The sequence below is a fragment of the Natronomonas sp. EA1 genome (genome assembly GCF_051195035.1).
GTDB lineage: Archaea > Halobacteriota > Halobacteria > Halobacteriales > Haloarculaceae > JBNTJV01.
This window is the reverse complement of sequence record NZ_JBNTJV010000002.1, coordinates 563,519-583,218: the sequence shown is the minus strand read 5'-3', so window position 1 is coordinate 583,218 and position 19,700 is coordinate 563,519. Positions and strand designations below refer to the sequence as shown.

Here is a 19,700-nt window from a genome sequence, read left to right as displayed (position 1 = left end):
AGCCACCCCGTCCGGGTGGGGGGAACGCACAGGCGCTTTGTGGGCGCTCCTCGAAGGGTGGATATGGACAAACAGGCCCTCCGCGAGCAGGTGTGGGACGCGCTGGAGGAGACGGGTGAGGCCCGGTTCCCGTTCCCGCCACACGGGCGGATTCCGAACTTCAACGGGGCGCGGGAGGCGGCCGAACGACTCGCTGAGACGGAGGCGTGGCAGGCCGCCGAGGCGGTCAAATCGAACCCCGACGCCCCACAGCTCCCGGTTCGGCGTGCGGCGCTCCACGCGGGCAAGACGGTGTACATGGCCGTCCCGCGACTCAGAGACGAGAAGTGCTTCCTCGAGCTGGACCCGGCTCGACTCGAACGCGAGGGTGTCGACCTCGACAAGGCGGCGACCATCGGCGGGTCGTCGGAGTTCGGGGTGCCGGTCCTCCCGAGCGAGATGCCCCACATCGACCTGATTCTCGCGGGGAGCGTCGCGGTTTCTGAGGCGGGAGGCCGTATCGGGAAGGGCGAAGGCTACTCCGACATGGAGTGGGCCGTGCTCGCCGCGTTCGAGAACGTGAGCGAGGCGACGACGGTGGCGACGACGGTCCACGAGCTGCAACTGCGAGAGGGAATCGAGACGGACGCCCACGACGTACCCCTCGACCTCGTCGTCACGCCCGAGCGGGTCGTCCGGACGGGCGCGAACCGGGCGGAGCGCCCGCGGGGCATCGACTGGGACGCGCTCTCGGCGGAACGTATCGCGGAGATTCCGATTTTAGAACGGTTGCGGCAGTCGTAGGTCAGCGTAGTGCTGGTGCCGGCCGGTGTGGTCGTTGTGCTCGCGGTGTGTGTCGCCGACCTCCACCGATAGCGCCTCGGCGAACCCCGGCCCGTCCGTGACGAACGTGTGGTACTCCCCGTTCTCGCCGCAGGGGTCCGCGTCCGGGGGGAGGTCGGCCCGGAAATCGGGGGAGAGCTCGCGCCCGAGGAACGCGGGCCCCAGACTGTCGTCGACGACGCAGGCGACGGCGCGGTACTCCGCGACGAACTCGTCGAACAGGGCCTCTGTATCGCGGCCCCACAGCGGCCACACGCCCTCGACGCCGCACCGAGCGAGCAGCCCCTCCCGGTACTCGCGGATCGGCTCGACGAACAGGTCGGCGTAGGCGATGCGGTCGATGTCGTGCTCGCCGAAGGCGTCGGCGAGCCCCTGCTCGTAGGCGTCGTTCGAGGGGTTCTCCGGCAGGTCGACGAACGCGACCCGAAGCCCGAGCGCGTCGGCCTGTGCGCGGATCAGCTCGGGCAGGAGCCGGTGGCCTCGCGTTCGACCGCCCGCGAGCACACAGAGCAGCAGGGGGTCCTCCAGCTCACGGAGGGCGAGCGCCGCGTCCTTCCCGCCGGACCACGCGAGAGCGTCCATACTTCTCCTCGGCGGAGGAGGCCGGTAACGCTTTCCCACGGCCCGCCGTCGGGCGAGTGTGCGACTCGTTCAGGTCATCATCCCCGCGGGGAAACGGGAGGCGGTCCTCCGCACGCTCGACGACGAGGGCATCGACTACGTCGTCACCGACGAGACGAGCGGCCGCGAGTACGTCGGCGTGGCCTACTTCCCCCTCCCCACCAACGCCGTGGAGCCGGTGCTGGCGAGCCTCCGCGAGGTCGGGCTCGATGACCAGGCGTACACCGTCGTGTTGAGCGCCGAGACCGTCGTCTCCCGGCGGTTCGAGGCGCTGAAACAGGAGTACGAGGAGAGCGACGACAACGGCACCCGCATCGCCCGCGAAGAGCTGAAAGCCCGCGCGGAGGACCTCGCCTCGTCGCTCCAGACGTACACGGCGATGACGGTCATCAGCGCGGTCATCGCCGCCGCCGGCCTGCTGCTCGACTCACCCGCCACGGTCGTCGGCTCGATGGTCATCGCGCCGCTCATCGGCCCCGCGATGGCCGCCGCGGTCGGCACCGTCGTCGACGACAGCGACCTCTTCGCACGGGGGGTCAAACTCCAGGCGTTCGGGATGAGCCTCGCCGTCCTCGCGGCCGCGGCGTTCGGCCTCCTCGTGCAAGTGCTGAACCTCGTCCCGCCCGGTATCGACCCGACCTCGATCGAGCAGGTCAGAGAGCGGCTCTCTCCGGATTTCCTCTCGCTGGCCGTGGCGCTCGGCTCCGGAACGGCGGGGGCGCTCTCGCTCACGACCGGCGTGTCGACGGCGCTCGTGGGCGTCATGATCGCCGTGGCGCTCGTCCCGCCCGCGGCCGCGGTGGGGCTCTCGCTCGCCTTCCAGCAGCCCGGCTCCGCCGTCTCCGCCGGCGTCCTGGCGGTCGTCAACGGCCTCTCCATCAACCTCGCGGCGCTCGTCGTCCTCTGGTGGCAGGGCTACCGCCCCGAGCACTTCTTCCGGACCGACGCGGCCCGCGCGGCGACGGTCAAGCGCGTCGGCGTCCTCGTCGCTGCCATCGCCGTCCTCTCGCTTTTTTTGGGTGGGGTCACCTACGACTCCTTCCAGACGGCCCGGACCGAACAGCAGGTACAGGCCGCCATCACGGACGTGATGGGTGAGGAGACCTACGCGGACCTCGTCGTCCTCGACACGGAGGTCCGGACGCGCGCGGTCGAACACCTCCCGCTGCTCAACCGCGCGGACGCGGTGGTCGTCACCGTCGGCGTCCCGCCCGGCGGGACCACGGACGGCCTCGCCGCCGCCCTCGCCGACCGCATCGAGGCCACGACCGGGCAGGACCTCGACGTGCAGGTCCGGTACGTCGCCGTCGAGCGCGCCTCGTAGCTCAAAGGCCCGTTTGAGCGTACGCCGCGGTTATGCTCTCATCGCACCTCTTACTGTCATGAACCGATTGCCGGTCATCCTCGCCGCACTGCTGGTCCTGCTCGCCGGCTGTTCGAGCGCCGTCCCCGTCCAGAACGCCTCCGCCGGCGACGGCGAGCCCCAGAACACCATCACCGTCGGCGCGGCCGGGCAGGTCACCGCCGCGCCCGACCTCGCCATCGTGAACGTGGCCGTCGAGCACACCGCCGACACCGCCGAGGCCGCGCGCGAGGGCGCCGCGACCGACGCGAACCGGATGCGTGCCGCGCTCCGTGACGCCGGTATCCCGGACGACGCCGTGACCACCTCGGGCTTCTCGCTGCACGTGCAGTACGACTACTCCAGAGAGACCCGCGAGGTCATCGGCTACCAGGCCGTCCACAGCTACCGCATCGAGGTGACCCCCGACCGCGCTGGTGAGGTCATCGACCTCGCGGTCGGCAACGGTGCCACCTCGGTGTACGGCGTCCAGTTCGGCCTCTCGGAGGAGCGCCAGCAGGAGCTCCGCGCCGAGGCGCTTTCCACCGCGATGGAGAACGCCCGCAGTGACGCGGACACCATCGCCGACGCCGCCGGCGTCGGTATCGTCGGCGTCTCCGCCGTCTCGACGTCGAACGCGCCCGTCTACACCCCGTCCCCGGTATTCGCCGAAGCCCGCGCTGCCGACGCGGCCGGTGCGCCCACCCAGATCGAGGCCGGTGACGTGACCGTCCGCGCGACGGTGCAGGTCACCTACGAGACGAACTGAGCGCAGAACGCGAACCGCGGCTAGTTCTCGAACGGCAGCTCGGGCTCGTAGCCCGACACGTCGACGGCGAGCGTGACCAGTTCGTCGACGCCCTCGCCCGTCTCGACGCTCATGTAGTGGTCCGCCTCCACGTCGCGCGACACGTCGCTTTTGTTGCAGACGGTGAGGACGGGGACGTCGAACTTCTCGACGACCTCGTCGCGCAGCTCCAGCTGGTCGGCGAGCGGGTAGCCGCAGTTCCCGCTGGGGTCGACGAGGAACAGCACCACGTCGGCGAGATGCGTCAACGCCGAGACGGCCTGGTTCTCGATGGCGTTGCGCTCCTCCGCGGGCCGGTCGAGGAGCCCGGGGGTGTCCACGAGCTGATACCGGATGTGGTCCACCTCGATGTGGCCCACGCGGAGCTGTTTCGTCGTGAACGGGTAGGAGGCGATCTCGTTGCGCGCGTTCGTCACCCGGTTCACGAACGAGGACTTCCCGACGTTCGGGTAGCCGGCGACGACGATAGTCGGCTCGTCCGGTCGGATATCGGGGAGCTTTCGGAGTTCCTCGCGGGCGTCCGCGAGCCGCAGGAGGTTCTCCTCCACGTCCTCGGTCACGTCCGCGAGCCGGGCGAACGCCTGCTGGCGGAGCTTCTTCGCCGTGTCCGGGTCCGCGTGGATGACGCGGCCGTGGTAGTCGTTCTTGATCTTCTCACACTGGCGGGAGGCCCACATGACCTCCGAGAGATGCTGACGGAGCGTGTCGACGTTCAGGTCCTCGTTGACGACGATGGCGTCCGCGAGCTCGCGGTAGAAGGGGTCGATATCGTCGAAGTCGGGCCAGGAGGTGACCACGTTCGAGAGGTTGTCCGAGAGGATGTTGGCCGCGGTCTGGAGCATCGACTCCTGGGCGTCCACGCCCTGCTTGGCGTGGCCCGCGCGGGCGGCCCGTGAGAAGGCCTTGTCGATGAGCTCCTCCGACCGGGGCACGGTGGGGAGGTTCTCGAAAATCATTACCGGCGCTATGTGACCGGTACATAAAAGCGCGTTCGTCCGCGTTTCACGCCCGCTCGCCCACGCTGCCGGCGGGTCAACCGTTTTGTGTCCTGCGTCCCCACGCACCACTATGACCGAGATCGACGCCGACGCGCTGCTCCCGAACGACCGCGTGAAACGGGCCGTCCTCGACGGGGAGATCACCCAGCTCACCCGCGGCGCGGGGACCCGCTACGCGGCGGAGGGTGACACCTTCGAACTCGGCGACGAGGCGTTCCGCATCACGAGCGTCACGGAGCGCACCCTCGGGGAGTTCACCGACGCGGACGCACGACGTGAGGGCTCCGAGTCGCTCGAGGCGTACAAAGCACGGATGAAACGCGTCCATCGAGGAGAGTTCGAGTGGGACGATACGGCTGAAGTCAGGACGTATCGGTTCGAACCGGCCGACTAACTCAGCGCCGCGCTTCCAGCTCCGCGCGCAGGTCGTCGAGGTCCATCCCCTTCATCGACAGCAGGACGAGCAGGTGATAGACCAGATCGGCGGACTCGGCGGCCAGCTCCTCCGTGTCGTCGTCCTTCGCCGCGAGGATGACCTCCGTGGTCTCCTCGCCTAACTTCTCGAGGACGTAGTTCTCCCCCTTCTCGTGGGTGAACAGCCGGGTGGTGTAGGAGTCCTCGGGCAGGTCGGCCTTCCGGGATTCGATGACGTCGAAGAGTTCGTCGAGCACGTCCATACCCACTCTCACCGGGGCTATCCCATAACCTCGCGGATATCCCGGAGCTTCGCGTACTCCGCGGGGTCGCTCCGGCCGACGGTGAACGCCTCCTCTTCGATCTCGATGGGGGCGTTCGTGCGCGCGGCGAGTGCGAGGCCGTCGGAGGGGCGGATGTCGACGACGGCGTCGTTCCGCGGCGTGTTCAGATGCAGGTCGGCGACGTAGGTCCCCTCCTCGAGCCCGGTGACGACGACGCGGTCGACGCGGCCGCCGAGCTCCTCGACGATGTCGAGCAGCACGTCGTGGGTGAGCGGGCGGCCGATGTCGATGGCGTCCATCCCCTGGGCGATGGAGCGGGCCTCCTCGAACCCGATGAAGATGGGGAGGACGTCCGTCTCACCCTCGGGGGCGAGTACCACCACCGGGACGGGTCCGTCGGGGGTGTCGGCCAGCCGAACCGCGTCGATGGATGCGTTCATACCCGTACGAGGGGCGCGAGGGAGAAAAGTGGCGACCTCTCAGGCGTGGACCTGCTCGAAGAAGGCGAGGTCGTGGATCCGGTAGTCGTCGGTGAGCTCCGGGTGGAAGGAGGTGGCGACGACGGGGCCGTCTCTGACCGCGACGGGGCGGTCGTCCCACTCGGCGAGCACCTCGACCCCTTCGCCCACGCTGTCGATGAGCGGCGCGCGGATGAAGACGGCCGGGAAGGGGTCGTCCAGTCCCGTCACCTCCAGCGGGGCCTCGAAGGAGTCGACCTGTCGCCCGAAGGCGTTCCGGTCGACCGTCACGTCCACCAGTCCGAGCGGGGAGACCCGGTCGTCCTTCGCGTCCGTGGAGGCGACGATGAGCCCCGCACAGGTGGCCAGCACGGGCTTGTTCGCGGCGACGTGCGCCTCGATTTCGGGGGCGATGCCCTCACGTTCGAGCAGGCGTGAGATGGTCGTCGACTCCCCGCCCGGCATGAGCAGCACGTCGCAGTCGGGCACCAGCCCGGACTCGCGGATCTCGATCACGTCCGCGTCCTCGCCGTGGCTCGCGGCGGCGCGACGGATGGCATCGGCGTGTTCGGAGACGTCGCCCTGCACGGCGATGACGCCGGCTCGCAGTGTCATACCGGAGAGAGGGGAGTGGGACCGAAAAAGGTCGCGGGACGTGTCGGCCCAGTGGCTCACGGACCGCGAAAACGGTGAGAAATTCGATTACGCGACGGCGTTCAGCACCTGCACGAGGACGCCGAACAGGATGCCGAAGGCGATGACCGTCTTGGGGTCGATGGTGGGCGCGTTGCGGTCCTCCGAGTCGAAGTAGCGGACCAGCCCGGCGCTGGACATCAGTCCGCCGGAGTTCTGTCCTTTGCTCATACGTCCCTTTCTCCCGGCTCACTCCCTAAGCCTTTCGACCGCGTCTCTTCGTTTCCGGTGCAAAAGTGGGAAACCCTTATGCGCCGCGCTTGGCTAAAATCGGATAGACATGCCTGTCACGCTCAAGGACTTCTACGCCGATTGGTGTGGCCCGTGCAAGACGCAGGACCCCATCCTCGAGGAGATCGCCGACGACTACCCCGACGTTGCCTTCGAGAAGGTGAACGTCGACGAGGAGCAGGACGTGGCCAACGAGTATCAGGTCCGCTCGCTCCCCACGCTCATCATCGAGAACGACGACGGCATCGTCAGCCGCTTCGTCGGCGTCACCCAGCGTGACGACATCGAGGGCGCGCTGCAGGAAGCCGGCGCATAATCCCGAGTTCTCGCCGTTTTTCACCGAGCGCGTAGCGGCGGCGCCGTCACTCGATGTGGATGCCCAAATCGTGCAGCCCGTCGTTGTTCGCCGCGACGTTGATGAGAAGCGGTGTGAGCGCCTCCACCTCCGCGGCGTTGGCGATGCCGCCTACGTCCAGCGCCCGGAGCCCCTCGATCTCGCCGGCGAGGGTCACGACGATGCTCTTCGCGTCCGCGTCGTCGCCGAAGACGAAGGTGTCCCACTCGAAGGTGGCATCCAGGTTGGCGAGTTTGCCGGCCGCGAGGTTGTGGAACGCGCCGACGACCGGGATGCCGTCGGGCGCCGCACCGGCCGCGAGCGCGGCCACGGAGCCGGCTTTCGGGCGGTTGTAGTGGAAGCCGTCGTCGTCGCGTTTCATCCCGACGGCCGGCGTGACGAGGATACAGTCGTCGAGCTTGTCGGCGACGGACTCGATGGTGTCGACGAGGTGGTACGCGGGGACGGCGAGGACGACCACGTCCGCGCGGTCCGCGGCCATCTCGTTCGTGAACCCCGTCACCTTCCGGTCGACGCCGCGGCTGTCGAGTTCGGTCTCGTACTCCTCGGCCTTGGCGCGGGCCTTCTCCGGGTCGCGCGAGCCGACGATGACCTCGTGGTCGGTGTCGTACGCCCAGCGCAGCGCCAGTCCCTCACCGATATCGCCGGTTCCGCCGAGTAACGCGATTCGCATACCCTCCCCTCGAAGCCCGGCCGCCTAAGCGTTCCGTGACCGGAGGCGCTTGCCGAACACCGCCCAGCCGTCGCGGTAGGAGAGCCACCACGCGACCACCGTGGCCAGCGGGACGAGCGAGGCGACGAGCGCCAGGTCGGGCCCCGTCGTCACCGCCATCGCCCCCACGATGGCGAGGATCCACAGCCCCAGCAGCGTCGTGACGAAATCCGCGTGCCCTGTCATTGGTATTCGGTAACACACCACGAGGTGAAAAAGCTTCTGTGCCCCCCGACGTGGGGCGCTCTCGCGACCCCCGGACTACTCCAGCTACTCCAGGATGTCGGGCAGGTCGTTCACGCTGTCGATGACCGCGACCGCCCCCGCCCGGTCGTACTTCTTCGTTCCCGCCTCGCCGGTGAGCCCGCCGGTGAGCACGCCGACACCGTAGTACTCTCTGTCGGGGTCGGCCTCGTTCGCGTTCACTGCGGTCTCGATGTCGTCCAGCGTGTCGCCGACGAAGACGACCGAGTCCGCGTCGAACCGCTCCGCGAGCGTCGTCAGCGCCCGTGGGTGGGGTTTCCCCTCCTCCCAGTCGTCCATCGTGAAGCGGTGCTCCTCGGAGATATCCAGCCCCACCCGGTCGAGCGCGATGAGCGCCTCCTCGCGCGGGCGACCCGTGACGACGCCCACGTCCCACGCCCGCAGTTTCTCGACCGTCTCGGGTTCGAGGATGACCGGCTCGTCGTGGATGAACCCCGCCGTCTCCATGTCGGGCTCGCTCCCTTCGAGTTCGCGGTAGAGCTCACTGCCGAGATAGAGCTGCTGGAACACCTCCCGCAGGCGCTCGCGGTCCCACGCGGCGTGGACGCGCTCGCGGGCCGCGGGGCCGAGTTGGTCGGCGACGACGGCGCGGGCACCTTCCAGTCCCCCGCCGGAGGCCGCGACGAGGTTCGTGAACTGCGCTACGTCCTCAGCCAGGCCCTCGCGCCGGGCGAGCAGGAACAGCGCCGCGGCGTAGGTGAGCTCCCAGTCGTTGTTGAACCCGCCCGCGTCCTTGAACGGCTGAATCTCGGCTTTCGAGATGGTCTCGCCGTACACGTGGTCGATGCTCTCGACGATGGCCCGTCGGTACGAGTCGGCCACGTCGACGAGCACGCCGTCGATGTCGAGGACGACCGCATCTACTCTCATTACTCCCCCCTCGTCACCGTGGCAGTAAAGAGCGTTTCATCCGGCAGCGTTTCCGGGGTCACGGGAACCGAGGCGGGGTCCCCCCCGAGCGTGGTGAAGTGAAAGACCGCCCCGACGCGCCGCGCGACCTCGAGGACGGGTCGGTGGAGCTCAGGCGGGAGGTTCCGGGCGAACACCGCGTCCGCGCCCTCGTACCGGGCGATATCTGGGTCGGTGATGTCGTCGACGACGAACGCCACCCCCTCCGGGACCGCCCGGGGGGAGAGATCCGTCGCGAGGACGTCGACGCCCCGCTCGGCGAGCCCTCCCGCCACGTCCGGGCGATTGCCCACGCCGACCTCGACCACGCGGTCGTAGCGCGCGAGCCGGTCGACGAGTCCCGTACTGTTCACGTCGGGATGTTTATCAACGGCGCTGTCTAAGGGTTTCGCATGCACGTTGATATCGTGCCGGTGGGGGACGTGCCGGCCGCCGTGAAGCGCGAAGCTTCCTCCGGTCTGCGGTCGGTCTACGACTGCGAGGTGACGATTCACGACGCCCAGTCCGTCCCCGACGGCTCCTTCGACCCCTCACGGAACCAGTACCGGGCGGAGGAGTTCATCGAACTCGCCTCCCGCATCGGGAGCGGCGAGAAGAACATCGCCATCACACCGCACGACCTCTACTACCGCCGGCGCAACTACGTCTTCGGTCTCGCGTACCTCTCCGGCAACGGCAGCGTCATCTCCACCTATCGGCTCCAGACCTCCTCCGACGGTGGCATCTCGAACAAGCCCGCCGCGGAGATCTTCTCCGACCGCGTCCGCAAGGAGGTGGTCCACGAGATCGGCCACACCCTCGGGCTGGAACACTGCGACAACAGCCGGTGTGTGATGAGCTTCTCCCCCACCGTCCGCGAGGTCGACACGAAGGAGGAGAACCTCTGTGGCAGCTGCCAGCGCACCGTTCTCTGAAGCGTGACCGGCTGGATCCCCGACGACGACTGGCGCACCATCGTCGCCCACACACCCATCGTCTCCGTCGACCTGCTGGTCCGCATCGACGAGGGTCTCCTGTTCGGCAAGCGCGAGAACGAACCCCTCAAGGGTGCGTGGTTCCTCCCCGGCGGTCGCGTCCACAAAGGTGAGACGCGCACCGAGGCGGTCCACCGCGTCGCCCGCGAGGAACTCGGTCTCGATGTCGAGATCGTCGAGTCGCTCGGCGCGTTCGAGCACATCTACGACACCGCGGACGTCGACGTCGCGGACGGCAAACACTACCTCGCCAACGGCTACGTCGTCGACGTGGTCGGCGGCGAGCTCCGGGTAGATGATCAGCACGCCGACCTCCGGGTGTTCGCGTCGCCACCCGAACCGGTCCACGAGTACCTGAAGAACTACCTGCACGCGGCCGACTCGCTCCCTGAGTGGCCCTGAGTTCTCCTTACCCCACCGGCTCCACGGTCTCCAGCCCGTGGAGCGCGACGAACTTCTCGAGCTCCTCCTTTCGTTCGCCGATGGCCTCGGGCTCGTGTGCGTCCGAGCCGAGGGTGAAGGCGATGTCGTATTCGGAGAGGACCGCCATGAACGCGGGGCTCGGGTGGAACTCCCCGTAGTCGCGGGTGACGCGCCCGGCGTTGATCTCCGGGATCGTCCGCGATTCCTCGAACGCTTTCGCGACGCGGTGGTACTGCTCGTCGGTCGCGAACCCGCGGAGCGCGGGGTTGCGCTCGATGAGATCGGGGTGGGCGGCGATGTCGAACAGCTCCGAGTCCACGAGCGCCACGAGCTTGTCGAAGTACTCGCTCACGAGCTCGCGGCGCTCGGCCTCGGATTTCTTCGCGAAGTAGCGTTCGAAGTGGACGTTCACGTCCTCGAGGGTGTGGACGCTGCCGATGGTGTAGTCGAACCCCACCTCGTCGAGGAAGGTCCCGATCTCGCTCTCGTCGCGGGGGTCGTAGTCCATCTCGACCGCGTCGAACACGCGGATGTCGTAGCGCTCGCGGACGCGCTCGATGCCCGCGCGCCGGCGCTCGTAGGTCAGATCGAGGTTGAACCCCATCGCCGCGGTCCACGTGCGGTCCTCCTCGCGCGGGGAGACGTTGCAGTGGTCGGCGAAGCCGATGCCCTCGAGGCCGGCCTGTTCGGCCGCGCGGACCATCCAGCCGAGGAACTCACCGTCCGAGTAGTTGGAGTGGGTGTGGTAATCGAAACGCACTGGTCGTCCATCGTGTGGTGGGATTAAAGGCTCTCTCCCGGTGTGTGACTCGATGACTCGGGTCACCGATGGCCCGCTCAGGTGTCGAACAGCCCTTTCACGTCCTCCTCCTTCGACGTGCGGCGCTGGACGTGCTGTTCGAGCCGCTGGAGGACGACGCCGTGGGCGCCACCGATGTAGTCCAAGAGGAGGGTGACGAACGGGCTGGAGACGGTGTCGTCGGCGAGGTCAGCCTCGGCGTACTCGACGGCCAGCGTGACCGTCTCCTCGTGCGGGTGGCCGTGGGCGAGCGCACGGGCCGCGATGCCGGCCGCGGGGAACCGGAGGTCGTCGAGCCGCGGAACCTCGCCCGCGACCTCGACCAGGGGTGGCTCCCCCTCCTCCCCTTCCCCCTCTCCCTCCCCCTCCTCGCGGAGCGAGGGATTCGTTTCCAGTCGAGCGAGATACTCCCTGATTTCGTCGGCGTTGACCCCCGCATCGTCGGCGCGCGCCCTGGCCTCGGTGAGGTACTCCGCCGCGCTCTCGGCGAGGTTCCGGGCTCCTTCAGAGTTCCCCCCGCCGGCGTGGTGGACCGCGGCGGCGTACTGGATGAGTCCCTGCAGGAGCGTCCGCTCCTCGCCCTCGCAGTCGAGCCAGCGTTCCTCCCACGCGTCGTGGGCGGCGTGGTGGTAGCCGGCGTTGAACACCGCGGCGCCGGCGCGGAGGTGGTCCATGCTCCCCCTTCGGGCGACGCGGGGTAAAACACGGCGAACCTTTTTCGTGTGGGACGGTGCATCACGGGTAATGCAGTACTACGAGGACGTCGAGGTCGGCGAGACCAAGGAGTTCGGCGCGTACGAGGTCACGAAAGAGGAGATCATCGAGTTCGCGGAGAAGTACGACCCGCAGCCGTTCCACGTGGATGAGGAGGCGGCCGAGGAGTCGATGTTCGGGGGGCTCATCGCCTCCGGGTGGCACACGGCCGCGATGACGATGCGGATGCTCGTGGAGCACACCACCCGCGATGCGGCGTCCACGGGCGCGATGGGGGTGGACGAACTGCGGTGGAAGAAGCCCGTTCGGCCGGGAGACACGCTCCACGTCGAGGTCGAGATCCTCGACAAGGAGCCGTTTCGTGAGGGGATGGGGCTGGTCCACTCGGGCACCTACGTCACCCGCGACGACGGTACCGAGGTGATGTCGTTCATCGGACTCGTGCTCTACGAGACGCGGGAGTAGGCGCGCTCGACGGCACGGCGGCGCTCCCGGCAGCGGTCGGCGAGCTCCGCGTAGGTCGCGAGCAACGGGTGGGCCACTGCGAGGTCCTGATAGCAGTAGGTCTGGACGTCGGGGAAGTCCTCACGCAGGCCCAGGTCGCTGTGCCGGTCGCGGATCTCGGCCTGTCGGTCGCGCGCCCACCCGTCCAGCTTCCCTTCGAGAACCTGCAACCGGGCGCGGTAGGCCTCCAGCGTGCCGTAGCGCTTCTCCGTGAACTCACCCGTGTACTCCGCGAGCTCGTCGAGCACGCGCTCGGCACGCGCGACGGTCTCGGCGAGCGACTCTCGCTCGGCGTCGACGGTGGCGATGAGTCGCCCCCGCTCGCGGTGGGACTCGCGAACCGCGGTCACGAGTCCCCGTTTGACCGTCTCGGTGAGTCCACCGTCGGTGAGCCCGCTCGCGAGTTCGGGGCCGAACTCGGCGGCGAGGCTCTCCTCGTAGCTGTCGCCGTAGTCCTCGTCGTAGTGCGGGACGGCCATCACGGTGGTCTCGTAGGCGTCCCGGACCGCGGCGGCGCTGGCGACGGGGCGGGTGTCGAGCACGAGCGGGCCGGTCTCTGGCGCGCCGTCGGTCGGCAGGTCGGCCACGCGGCGGGCGAAGGCGGCGAACGCCTCCCGCTCGTCGACGAGCCGGCGGCGTTCACGGCGGAGGGCCGAGTCAGCGGCCTCGAGGTGGGTCATTGGGCTTGGTAGGCCGTCGCGGCGAGGCGTTCGTCCGTGGCGAGCAGGTCGTCGAGCATGGCGTCGCCCGCCCAGTCCGCGATTGCGCGGCCGTGGGGCTTCCCGTCGCGCGCGGCGACGTAGGCCTCCTCCAGTCCCGCGCGGTCCGCCAGCGGGACGAGCGAGACGGTCGTTCCCGCCGTCCCCACGTCCACGATGAGATACGACTGCGGGAACGAGCAGATGGCCGGAGCGATGACCTCCTGGAGCGAGCCGTGGGTGCCGACCGCGGGCCAGTGGAGATGGCCCGACAGGACCAGCTCCACCGCGCCGTCGGTGAGCACGTCCCGGACTTCTCGTGCGTTGCGGACCTGATAGAGGTCCGCGTCGAGCAGTCGCTCGCCGTGTGCGGACGGGTGGGTGAGACAGTGATGGAGGAGAACGACGGGGTTCTCCAGTTCGGGCAGCGTCTCCGCGAGCCACGTCAGTTGGGCGTCGGAGACCACGCCCTCGTGGGTGTCGCGGAGTCGGCCATCCGGCGCACTCGCGGTGTTCACGCCGACGATGTCGAGGCCACCGACGCGTTCGACGAACGGGAGCGACCCCGCGGCGTAGCGCCACGCGAATCGCTCCGGGGAGGGCGCGTCGTACGGGTCCCACTTGGGCTTCGGCACGTCGTGGTTCCCCGGAACCCCGAGATAGGGTGCATCGAGGTCCCCCAGCAGCTCGTCCACGGCGTCGAACTCCGCGGGTCTCCCATCCTTCGTCAGGTCGCCCGCGAGGAGCACCGCGTCCACCCCGCGCTCGTTCGCGTCCGCGACCGCCGATCGGAGCCGCGATTCGGTCCGGTGGTAACACTTCCACGTCCCCTCGGCCTCCGTCGTGAGGTGCGAATCGGCGAACACGGCGACCGTCGTCCGCTCGTCGACCCGTGGCCGGTCGAACTCCGCGAGGAGCAGTCCCGCCGCCCCACACGACCGCGAACCGAGCGTGAATCCAGTCGTCATCGACACTCGCATCTCCTCTCGAATCCCGCATAAACATATCGGATATATTATATATTCCTCTCGAAAGCGGTCCGTTCGGGTATGGAGGGCTCGGGAGATGCCGACCGCTCGCTGTGCTCGCGGTGTGGTCTCGACAGAACCGTCCTGACGGAGTCCTCGCGAGCGATAGCGAGCGAGGGCCCGTCAGGGCGCTGAACGAGGAGTGACCTGACAAAGTCAGGTCACGACTGAAATGAACGTCCTGACGGAGATTTGAATCCACTCGCTGACGCTCGTTATTCAAATCTCCGTGCGTCGTTTCAACACGACGCCGACCGCTCGCTCCGCTCGCGGTGTGGTCCTGAACAGAACCGTCCTGACGGAGTCCTCGCGAGCGATAGCGAGCGAGGGCCCGTCAGGGCGCTGAACGAGGAGTGACCTGACGAAGTCAGGCCACGACGAAGTGAAGCGTCCTGACGGAGATTTGAACTCCGGTCCCTGGCTCCGCAAGCCAAGAGGATAGTCCACTACCCTACCAGGACTCAATCATTCCTACCCCGCAGGTATGTAAAGGGCTTGCGATTCGGCTCGCTGCCTGTGATATCCACCCTCGTACTTATGAGGCCACACGCAGAATGAAAATCAGATGTCTGTGGGTAACGCGATGGACGGCGACGCCGACGTTCGTGACCGCCTCGAGGGGTCGCTGAACGTCCTCGTCTACAGCTCCGGGATGGATACCGGCGCGAGCCAGGCGTATCTGGAGGAGCTGGTTCCGGACGAGCCGCTTCGCGTCCTCGGCGTCAACTACCTTCGGCGGCCCGAGGAGTGGCTGGAGCAGTGGCGCACCCACGTCCCGAACGCGGAGGAGTTCGCGTTCGTCGCGGTCTCGGACGGTCCCGCTCCGGAGGTCGACGTGCCCGCGTTCGCCCGGAACCCGAACGACCTCACCGGACTGGGGATCACGCTCGGCGAGCAGCTCGGTGACTGGTCGGGGGGTAACGTGACCCCGTTCCTCGATTTCCACTCGCTGACCGCGGCGCTGCAGTACGTCGACTTCCAGCGGGTCTACCGGTTCGTCCACGTGATGACCGCGCGGAGCGCGGCGCTCGATGCGCTCTCCTATTATCATATCGACCCCGAGGCGCACGACGAGCAGACCGTCGCGACGCTCACCTCGCTGTTCGACGCGGCGGTGCGGTACGACGACGGCGAGTGGCACGTCCGCACCCGATAGTTCAAGTAGGAAGCCGGGACCACGCGCCGTATGCGACAGGTGACGAAACCGGCCGATAGCGGCGTCCTCTCCGGACAACGACAACCATTAAGCGTGGGGCAACCTTGCCACGGATAGCAATGGGAGCCATCGAGGACACGTATGCGGATATCGAGGACCCCGACGTTTCTTTAGAGGAGTTCCGCGACGCCGTCGAACAGAAGGTGGAACAGATGGGCGGGCTGGCCGACGAAGAGACCGCGGCCATGCTGCTCGCCCACGAGCTCTCGGAGGGGGAGGTGAACGGCATCGCCGACATCGAACCCGGGATGGACGACGTGAAGTTCCTCGGCAAGGTGCTGAGCGTCGGCGACATCCGGACCTTCGAGCGCGACGAGGGCGAGGGGAAGGTCTGTAACATCGAGGTCGCGGACGAGACGGGCCGCGTCCGCGTCGCGCTGTGGGACGAGGACGCGGAGGCCGCCGTGAACGAGCTCGAACCCGGTGTCGTCCTTCGAATCTCTGGTCGCGCGAAGGACGGCTTCAACGGCCTCGAGGTGAGCGCCGACCGCGTGGAGGGCGACGAGGACGCCGAGATCGACGTGGAGATCGGCGACGCGGAGAGCGTCGAGGGGCTCTCACTCGGCCAGTCGGACGTGAACCTCACCGGGCGCGTGCTCGGTACGGATTCCGTCCGCACCTTCTCGCGTGACGACGGGTCAGAGGGGAAGGTCGCCAACTTCTCGCTCGGCGATTCGACCGGTCGCGTGCGGGTCACGCTCTGGGACGAGCAGGCCGACACCGTCGAATCGCTGGAGGAGGGCCAGTCCGTCGAGGTCATCGACGGCTACGTCCGCGAGCGCGACGGGAGTCTCGAACTCCACGTCGGCAATCGCGGAGCGGTCGAGGTCGTCGACATCGACGTGGAGTACGTCCCCGAGACGACGGACATCGCGGCCCTCGAGATCGGCATGACGGTCGACATCGCGGGCGTCATCCGGTCTGCGGACCCCAAACGTACCTTCGACCGCGACGACGGCTCGGAGGGGCAGGTCCGCAACATTCGCGTGCAGGACAAGACGGGCGACATCCGGGTGGCGATGTGGGGTGACCTCGCGGACAAGGAGCTCCACCCCGGCGACGAGGTGCTCTGTGCGGACGTGGAGATCAAGGACGGCTGGCAGGACGACCTCGAGGCCTCTGCGGGCTGGCGCTCCACCGTGACGGTGCTCGACGGCGGCGCGAGCGCGTCCGCTGGCGCCGGCGGCGAGGCGGACGAGACCGGCGGCTCCAGCGCGCAGGGGCTCGGCGCGTTCGCGGACGGCTCGGCGCCCGAGACGGGCAGCGACGACGCCGATACCGAGGAGCCGGCCGACGGTACCGAAATCGAGTTCACCGGCACGGTCGTCCAGACGGGCGACCCCGTGATGCTCGACAACGGCGAGGAGGCCGTCACCGTCGAGACCAGCGAGACGGTGCATCTCGGTCAGGAGATCACCGTCCGTGGCGAGCGCGTCGACGGGACGATCCGCGCCACCGACGTGTTCTGATCGGCACCCGTGGCTTCGGAGCGCCTCTCGTTCCAAGTGACGCCTTGACAAGAGTTAAGACCGTCTCGCACTCGCATGGTGCTATGAGCGTTGAGCTACCGTTCGCCCCGGTAGACACCATCATCCGTCGGAACGCGGGGAACCTCCGAGTGAGTGCCGACGCGGCCGAGGAGCTGGCCCGGCGGATCCAACAGCGGGGCGCGGCGCTGGCGGTCGACGCGGCGGAGCAGGCCACCGCCGACGGGCGCAAGACCCTGATGGCGGCGGACTTCGACGCCCCCGATGTCGACAAGGACGACCTCGAACTCCCCATCGCCCCGGTCGACCGCATCGCGCGACTCGATATCGACGACCGGTATCGGGTGTCGATGGACGCCCGGGTCGCGCTGGCGGCGGTGCTGGAAGAGTACGCGGACACGGTGGCCGCGGCGGCCGCGATCCTCGCCCGCCACGCGGCCCGGCGCACCGTGAAAGCAGAGGACATCGAGACCTACTTCGAACTCCAACCGTACTTCGAATGAGGTTCGGCTACCGCGAGGCCTGTTTGCGACACGACACCGGCCCCCGCCACCCGGAGACTGCGGACCGACTCCGGGCCATCCGCCAGGGCCTCTCCAAACAGCACGGCGTGGCCTACGAGGAGGGGACGCTCGCCTCGCGGGAGGCCGTCGAGGGCGTCCACGACCCCGAGTACGTCGCCGAGATCGAGTCGTTCTGTGCCGACGGCGGCGGCGAGTTGGACGCCGACACCGTCGCCGTCGAGGCCACCTGGGAGGCTGCCCTCGCCTCGGCGGGCCTCGCGCAGTGGGCTGCCGAGAGCGCCCTCGACGGTGCGGACGGCCGCGACACCCCCTTCTCCATCGGGCGCCCGCCGGGCCACCACGCCACCGGCGACAAGGCGATGGGGTTCTGCTTCTTCAACAACGCGGCCGTCGCCGCCGACTCGGCGCTCGACCGTGACGACGTGGAGCGCGTCGCCATCTTCGACTGGGACGTCCACCACGGCAACGGCACGCAGGACATCTTCTACGACCGCGGGGACGTGTTCTACGCATCCATCCACGAGCGCGGGCTGTTCCCCGGCACCGGGAACCTCAAACAGACCGGGACGGGGGAGGCGCAGGGGACCACGCTCAACGTCCCGTTCCCCGGCGGCTGTGGCGACGCGGAGTACCTCGACGCCGTCCAGACCGCCGTCGTCCCCGCACTCGAGCGGTACGACCCCGACCTCCTCATCGTGAGTGCGGGGTTCGACGCCCACCGGAAGGACCCCATCTCCCGGATGCGCGTCTCCACGGAGGGGTACGGCGCGATGACCGAGGAGTTCCGCGACCTCGCCGAGCGGGTCGACGCCGGCCTCGCGTTCGTCCTCGAAGGCGGGTACGGGCTGGAGGCGCTCGCCGAATCGGTCAGAATGGTCCACGAGGTGTTCGACGGCCGGGAGGCGCTCCGGCCCGAGGAGGCACCGAGCGAGCGCGGTGCCTCAGTCGTCGCGGACGTGCGCGAGACTCACGGCCTCGGCGAGACGTAGCGCGCGAGCTCGACGCCGAACGCGTCCGCCAACTCTCCTACCTCGTCCCCGGCGAGCACGTCGTACCCCTCTTCGCGCAGACACGTCGCCACCGTCGAGCCCAGTGCGACGGTGTAGAGGTCGTCGCTCGCGAGGAACGCCTCGGGGGTCCGGTGGTCGCGCTCGCGTTCCACGACGTACCGCCCGTCGGCGTCGATGTAGGGGCCGTACTCCTCCCCGTCGGCGTACTTCTCGTAGAACCCCGTCGCGTGCCCGCGGACGTGGACGGGCGGGCCGTCGTGACGCTCCACCGCGGGCCGGCGCGCGACCTCACACTCGAGAACGAGCACCGCGTGGGTCTCGTCGGCCCACCGCGCCGACCGGAGCACGTCGAACCCTCGCCGGTCGAGCTCCCCCTCGATGCCCGCGAGGGACCTGTCGAGCTGCGGGTAGAGCTGGTCCTCGACGATGTCGGGTGTCTCGAAGCGCACCGCGACGGGGTGGGTCCCCCGTGCATCGAACTCGGCTCGCACGTCTGCAGCAGTGAGCGGCTCCGGCTCCCACGGCTCGAACAGGTCGACACTCGGCTCGTCGAGGAGGGCTCTCGCGTAGTGGGTCACCCGCGCGACGTTCTCGGTCGAGAGGGAGGCCGCGACGTTCCGTTCGGGGTCGGTCGGGTCGATGACGACGAGCGCGTCGTCGAACGTCTTCTGCCCATGGTCCTCGGGGTCGTACTCGACGGGCGGGTGCCACTCGCTCGCCGCCTCGACGAACGCCCGGAAGCCGCCGTGTTCGAGCACCAGCAGCTCGACGAGATAGCCCGCGAAGCCCGCCGTCTTCAGGTCCGACCCGTACGCGCCGATCCCCTTCAGGAAAGCCTTCGCCACGCGCACGTCGTCCGCCAGCGCGGGGGTGAGCCGCGCCTCCAGATACTCGGTGTGGAACGGCGTGCGGTCCACGGCCGACCGGATATCCGAGGCTGTCGGCACGTCGTAACAGGGCACCAGATCCACGTCGAACCCCTCGAACGTCCCCTTCACGTACGGGTGTTCCGCGTACTCCTCGTGGCCGTCGGGGAGCACCGCGTGGCCCACCTCGAGCCCGTACTCCTGTAGCTGTGCGCGCTCGAGCGTCTCGGGGAACCGCACGAACACGTCGATGTCGCGGTCGCCCGCGAGCCACGTTCCTCGGGCCGTCGAGCCGACGGTGACCACCTCGGCCGCGACGGGGAGCTCGTCGACCGCCCCCTTGGTCCGGGCGACGACCCGCTCGCGGACCGCCTCCAGCCGCTCCCGCTCCGCCTCGTCCGGGACGACCCGCGCCCGTATCTCGTCCGTGACCGCCTCGAACGAACTCATTACCTCCCATCCGGGGGAGCGTCGGGAAAGCGTATCGGATGGGACTCGCCACTGGGTGGCGTACCGAGTCAGAAACGAAAGCCCTATGAATCAAAT

General features: G+C 68.5%; 27 protein-coding genes and 1 tRNA gene. 12 read left to right on the top strand and 16 right to left on the bottom strand.

Going from position 1 to position 19,700, the window contains the following annotated elements:
* Window positions 1–63 precede the first annotated feature (63 nt).
* Window positions 64–783 (top strand): 5-formyltetrahydrofolate cyclo-ligase, encoded by a 720-nt coding sequence (locus tag ACQUQR_RS08955; protein ID WP_435196118.1) that lies wholly within the window; start codon window positions 64–66, stop codon window positions 781–783.
* Here the strand turns inward: ACQUQR_RS08955 and ACQUQR_RS08950 are convergent.
* Window positions 760–1,404, bottom strand: a complete 645-nt coding sequence (locus tag ACQUQR_RS08950; RefSeq protein WP_435196117.1) for an ATP-binding protein — start codon at window positions 1,402–1,404, stop codon at window positions 760–762. The two genes, ACQUQR_RS08955 and ACQUQR_RS08950, sit on opposite strands and share 24 nt — an antisense overlap.
* Window positions 1,405–1,462: 58 nt before the next feature.
* Between ACQUQR_RS08950 and ACQUQR_RS08945 the strand changes: the two genes are divergently transcribed.
* Both ACQUQR_RS08945 and ACQUQR_RS08940 read left to right on the top strand, forming a co-directional pair.
* Window positions 1,463–2,767 carry a TIGR00341 family protein gene (locus tag ACQUQR_RS08945; RefSeq protein WP_435196116.1) on the top strand — a complete coding sequence of 435 codons (1,305 nt, stop codon included), beginning with the start codon at window positions 1,463–1,465 and terminating at the stop codon, window positions 2,765–2,767.
* A 58-nt stretch (window positions 2,768–2,825) separates the two neighbouring features.
* On the top strand, window positions 2,826–3,554 hold the full coding sequence (locus ACQUQR_RS08940; protein ID WP_435196115.1) for an SIMPL domain-containing protein: 729 nt from the start codon (window positions 2,826–2,828) through the stop codon (window positions 3,552–3,554).
* A gap of 20 nt (window positions 3,555–3,574) precedes the next feature.
* On the opposite strand, the gene ACQUQR_RS08935 is transcribed toward ACQUQR_RS08940, so the two are convergent.
* On the bottom strand, window positions 3,575–4,549 hold the full coding sequence (locus ACQUQR_RS08935) for an NOG1 family protein (protein WP_435196114.1): 975 nt from the start codon (window positions 4,547–4,549) through the stop codon (window positions 3,575–3,577).
* 112 nt (window positions 4,550–4,661) lie between these two features.
* Between ACQUQR_RS08935 and ACQUQR_RS08930 the strand changes: the two genes are divergently transcribed.
* A complete protein-coding gene (locus ACQUQR_RS08930; RefSeq protein ID WP_435196113.1) occupies window positions 4,662–4,985 on the top strand; it encodes an ASCH domain-containing protein in 324 nt (107 codons plus the stop codon).
* Window position 4,986: 1 nt separating this feature from the next.
* Here the strand turns inward: ACQUQR_RS08930 and hisE are convergent, their stop codons facing one another.
* The 4 genes from hisE to ACQUQR_RS08910 all read right to left on the bottom strand — a co-directional run bounded on the left by hisE (window position 4,987) and on the right by ACQUQR_RS08910 (window position 6,611).
* Complete coding sequence (gene hisE / locus ACQUQR_RS08925) at window positions 4,987–5,268, bottom strand: phosphoribosyl-ATP diphosphatase (protein ID WP_435196112.1); 282 nt, start codon at window positions 5,266–5,268, stop codon at window positions 4,987–4,989.
* A 17-nt stretch (window positions 5,269–5,285) separates the two neighbouring features.
* Window positions 5,286–5,729 (bottom strand): bifunctional nuclease family protein, encoded by a 444-nt coding sequence (locus ACQUQR_RS08920; RefSeq protein WP_435196111.1) that lies wholly within the window; start codon window positions 5,727–5,729, stop codon window positions 5,286–5,288.
* A 39-nt stretch (window positions 5,730–5,768) separates the two neighbouring features.
* The gene (gene pdxT / locus ACQUQR_RS08915) at window positions 5,769–6,362 is read right to left on the bottom strand and encodes a pyridoxal 5'-phosphate synthase glutaminase subunit PdxT (protein WP_435196110.1); all 594 of its coding nucleotides are present in this window, start codon (window positions 6,360–6,362) and stop codon (window positions 5,769–5,771) included.
* An 87-nt stretch (window positions 6,363–6,449) separates the two neighbouring features.
* A complete protein-coding gene (locus ACQUQR_RS08910; protein ID WP_435196109.1) occupies window positions 6,450–6,611 on the bottom strand; it encodes a preprotein translocase subunit Sec61beta in 162 nt (53 codons plus the stop codon).
* A gap of 109 nt (window positions 6,612–6,720) precedes the next feature.
* On the opposite strand from ACQUQR_RS08910, the gene ACQUQR_RS08905 reads away from it, so the two are divergent.
* The gene (locus ACQUQR_RS08905; protein ID WP_435196108.1) at window positions 6,721–6,987 is read left to right on the top strand and encodes a thioredoxin family protein; all 267 of its coding nucleotides are present in this window, start codon (window positions 6,721–6,723) and stop codon (window positions 6,985–6,987) included.
* 46 nt (window positions 6,988–7,033) lie between these two features.
* Here ACQUQR_RS08905 and npdG read toward each other — a convergent pair whose 3' ends face one another.
* From npdG to ACQUQR_RS08885, 4 genes are all read right to left on the bottom strand, one after another.
* Window positions 7,034–7,699 carry an NADPH-dependent F420 reductase gene (gene npdG, locus ACQUQR_RS08900; RefSeq protein WP_435196107.1) on the bottom strand — a complete coding sequence of 222 codons (666 nt, stop codon included), beginning with the start codon at window positions 7,697–7,699 and terminating at the stop codon, window positions 7,034–7,036.
* Between the two features lie 24 nt (window positions 7,700–7,723).
* Window positions 7,724–7,924, bottom strand: a complete 201-nt coding sequence (locus ACQUQR_RS08895; protein WP_435196106.1) for a DUF7534 family protein — start codon at window positions 7,922–7,924, stop codon at window positions 7,724–7,726.
* A gap of 84 nt (window positions 7,925–8,008) precedes the next feature.
* Window positions 8,009–8,872 carry a TIGR01548 family HAD-type hydrolase gene (locus tag ACQUQR_RS08890; RefSeq protein WP_435196105.1) on the bottom strand — a complete coding sequence of 288 codons (864 nt, stop codon included), beginning with the start codon at window positions 8,870–8,872 and terminating at the stop codon, window positions 8,009–8,011.
* Window positions 8,872–9,264, bottom strand: a complete 393-nt coding sequence (locus ACQUQR_RS08885) for a UPF0146 family protein (RefSeq protein WP_435196104.1) — start codon at window positions 9,262–9,264, stop codon at window positions 8,872–8,874. Before ACQUQR_RS08885 ends, ACQUQR_RS08890 begins: the two co-directional genes overlap by 1 nt.
* Window positions 9,265–9,303: 39 nt before the next feature.
* Here ACQUQR_RS08885 and ACQUQR_RS08880 point away from each other — a divergent pair, with 39 nt between their 5' ends.
* Window positions 9,304–9,825, top strand: a complete 522-nt coding sequence (locus ACQUQR_RS08880; protein WP_435196103.1) for an archaemetzincin family Zn-dependent metalloprotease — start codon at window positions 9,304–9,306, stop codon at window positions 9,823–9,825.
* 3 nt (window positions 9,826–9,828) lie between these two features.
* Window positions 9,829–10,287: an NUDIX domain-containing protein gene (locus ACQUQR_RS08875; protein ID WP_435196102.1), complete on the top strand. Its 459-nt coding sequence runs from the start codon at window positions 9,829–9,831 to the stop codon at window positions 10,285–10,287.
* Window positions 10,288–10,294: 7 nt separating this feature from the next.
* Here the strand turns inward: ACQUQR_RS08875 and ACQUQR_RS08870 are convergent, their stop codons facing one another.
* Both ACQUQR_RS08870 and ACQUQR_RS08865 read right to left on the bottom strand, forming a co-directional pair.
* Window positions 10,295–11,068: a PHP domain-containing protein gene (locus ACQUQR_RS08870; protein ID WP_435196101.1), complete on the bottom strand. Its 774-nt coding sequence runs from the start codon at window positions 11,066–11,068 to the stop codon at window positions 10,295–10,297.
* Between the two features lie 77 nt (window positions 11,069–11,145).
* The gene (locus ACQUQR_RS08865; protein ID WP_435196100.1) at window positions 11,146–11,781 is read right to left on the bottom strand and encodes a DUF309 domain-containing protein; all 636 of its coding nucleotides are present in this window, start codon (window positions 11,779–11,781) and stop codon (window positions 11,146–11,148) included.
* 70 nt (window positions 11,782–11,851) lie between these two features.
* Here ACQUQR_RS08865 and ACQUQR_RS08860 point away from each other — a divergent pair, with 70 nt between their 5' ends.
* A complete protein-coding gene (locus tag ACQUQR_RS08860; protein ID WP_435196099.1) occupies window positions 11,852–12,286 on the top strand; it encodes a MaoC family dehydratase in 435 nt (144 codons plus the stop codon).
* Here ACQUQR_RS08860 and ACQUQR_RS08855 read toward each other — a convergent pair.
* The 3 genes from ACQUQR_RS08855 to ACQUQR_RS08845 form a co-directional block, all read right to left on the bottom strand.
* Complete coding sequence (locus ACQUQR_RS08855) at window positions 12,268–13,005, bottom strand: DUF7260 family protein (RefSeq protein ID WP_435196098.1); 738 nt, start codon at window positions 13,003–13,005, stop codon at window positions 12,268–12,270. The two genes, ACQUQR_RS08860 and ACQUQR_RS08855, sit on opposite strands and share 19 nt — an antisense overlap.
* A complete protein-coding gene (locus tag ACQUQR_RS08850; protein WP_435196097.1) occupies window positions 13,002–13,991 on the bottom strand; it encodes a metallophosphoesterase family protein in 990 nt (329 codons plus the stop codon). The genes ACQUQR_RS08855 and ACQUQR_RS08850 overlap by 4 nt, the downstream gene beginning before the upstream one ends.
* Before the next feature lie 448 nt (window positions 13,992–14,439).
* Window positions 14,440–14,512: transfer RNA gene (locus ACQUQR_RS08845), tRNA-Arg, on the bottom strand.
* A gap of 104 nt (window positions 14,513–14,616) precedes the next feature.
* On the opposite strand from ACQUQR_RS08845, the gene ACQUQR_RS08840 reads away from it, so the two are divergent.
* The 4 genes from ACQUQR_RS08840 (at window position 14,617) to ACQUQR_RS08825 (ending at window position 18,267) form a co-directional block, all read left to right on the top strand.
* Complete coding sequence (locus tag ACQUQR_RS08840) at window positions 14,617–15,207, top strand: DUF7504 family protein (RefSeq protein ID WP_435196096.1); 591 nt, start codon at window positions 14,617–14,619, stop codon at window positions 15,205–15,207.
* Window positions 15,208–15,326: 119 nt separating this feature from the next.
* A complete protein-coding gene (locus tag ACQUQR_RS08835; protein WP_435196095.1) occupies window positions 15,327–16,736 on the top strand; it encodes a single-stranded DNA binding protein in 1,410 nt (469 codons plus the stop codon).
* An 83-nt stretch (window positions 16,737–16,819) separates the two neighbouring features.
* Window positions 16,820–17,257 (top strand): histone family protein, encoded by a 438-nt coding sequence (locus ACQUQR_RS08830; RefSeq protein ID WP_435196094.1) that lies wholly within the window; start codon window positions 16,820–16,822, stop codon window positions 17,255–17,257.
* Window positions 17,254–18,267, top strand: a complete 1,014-nt coding sequence (locus ACQUQR_RS08825) for a histone deacetylase family protein (RefSeq protein ID WP_435196093.1) — start codon at window positions 17,254–17,256, stop codon at window positions 18,265–18,267. Before ACQUQR_RS08830 ends, ACQUQR_RS08825 begins: the two co-directional genes overlap by 4 nt.
* Here the strand turns inward: ACQUQR_RS08825 and cca are convergent.
* Entirely contained in the window at window positions 18,246–19,604 is a 1,359-nt protein-coding gene (gene cca, locus ACQUQR_RS08820) for a CCA tRNA nucleotidyltransferase (protein WP_435196092.1), read from the bottom strand. The two genes, ACQUQR_RS08825 and cca, sit on opposite strands and share 22 nt — an antisense overlap.
* Window positions 19,605–19,700 lie beyond the last annotated feature (96 nt).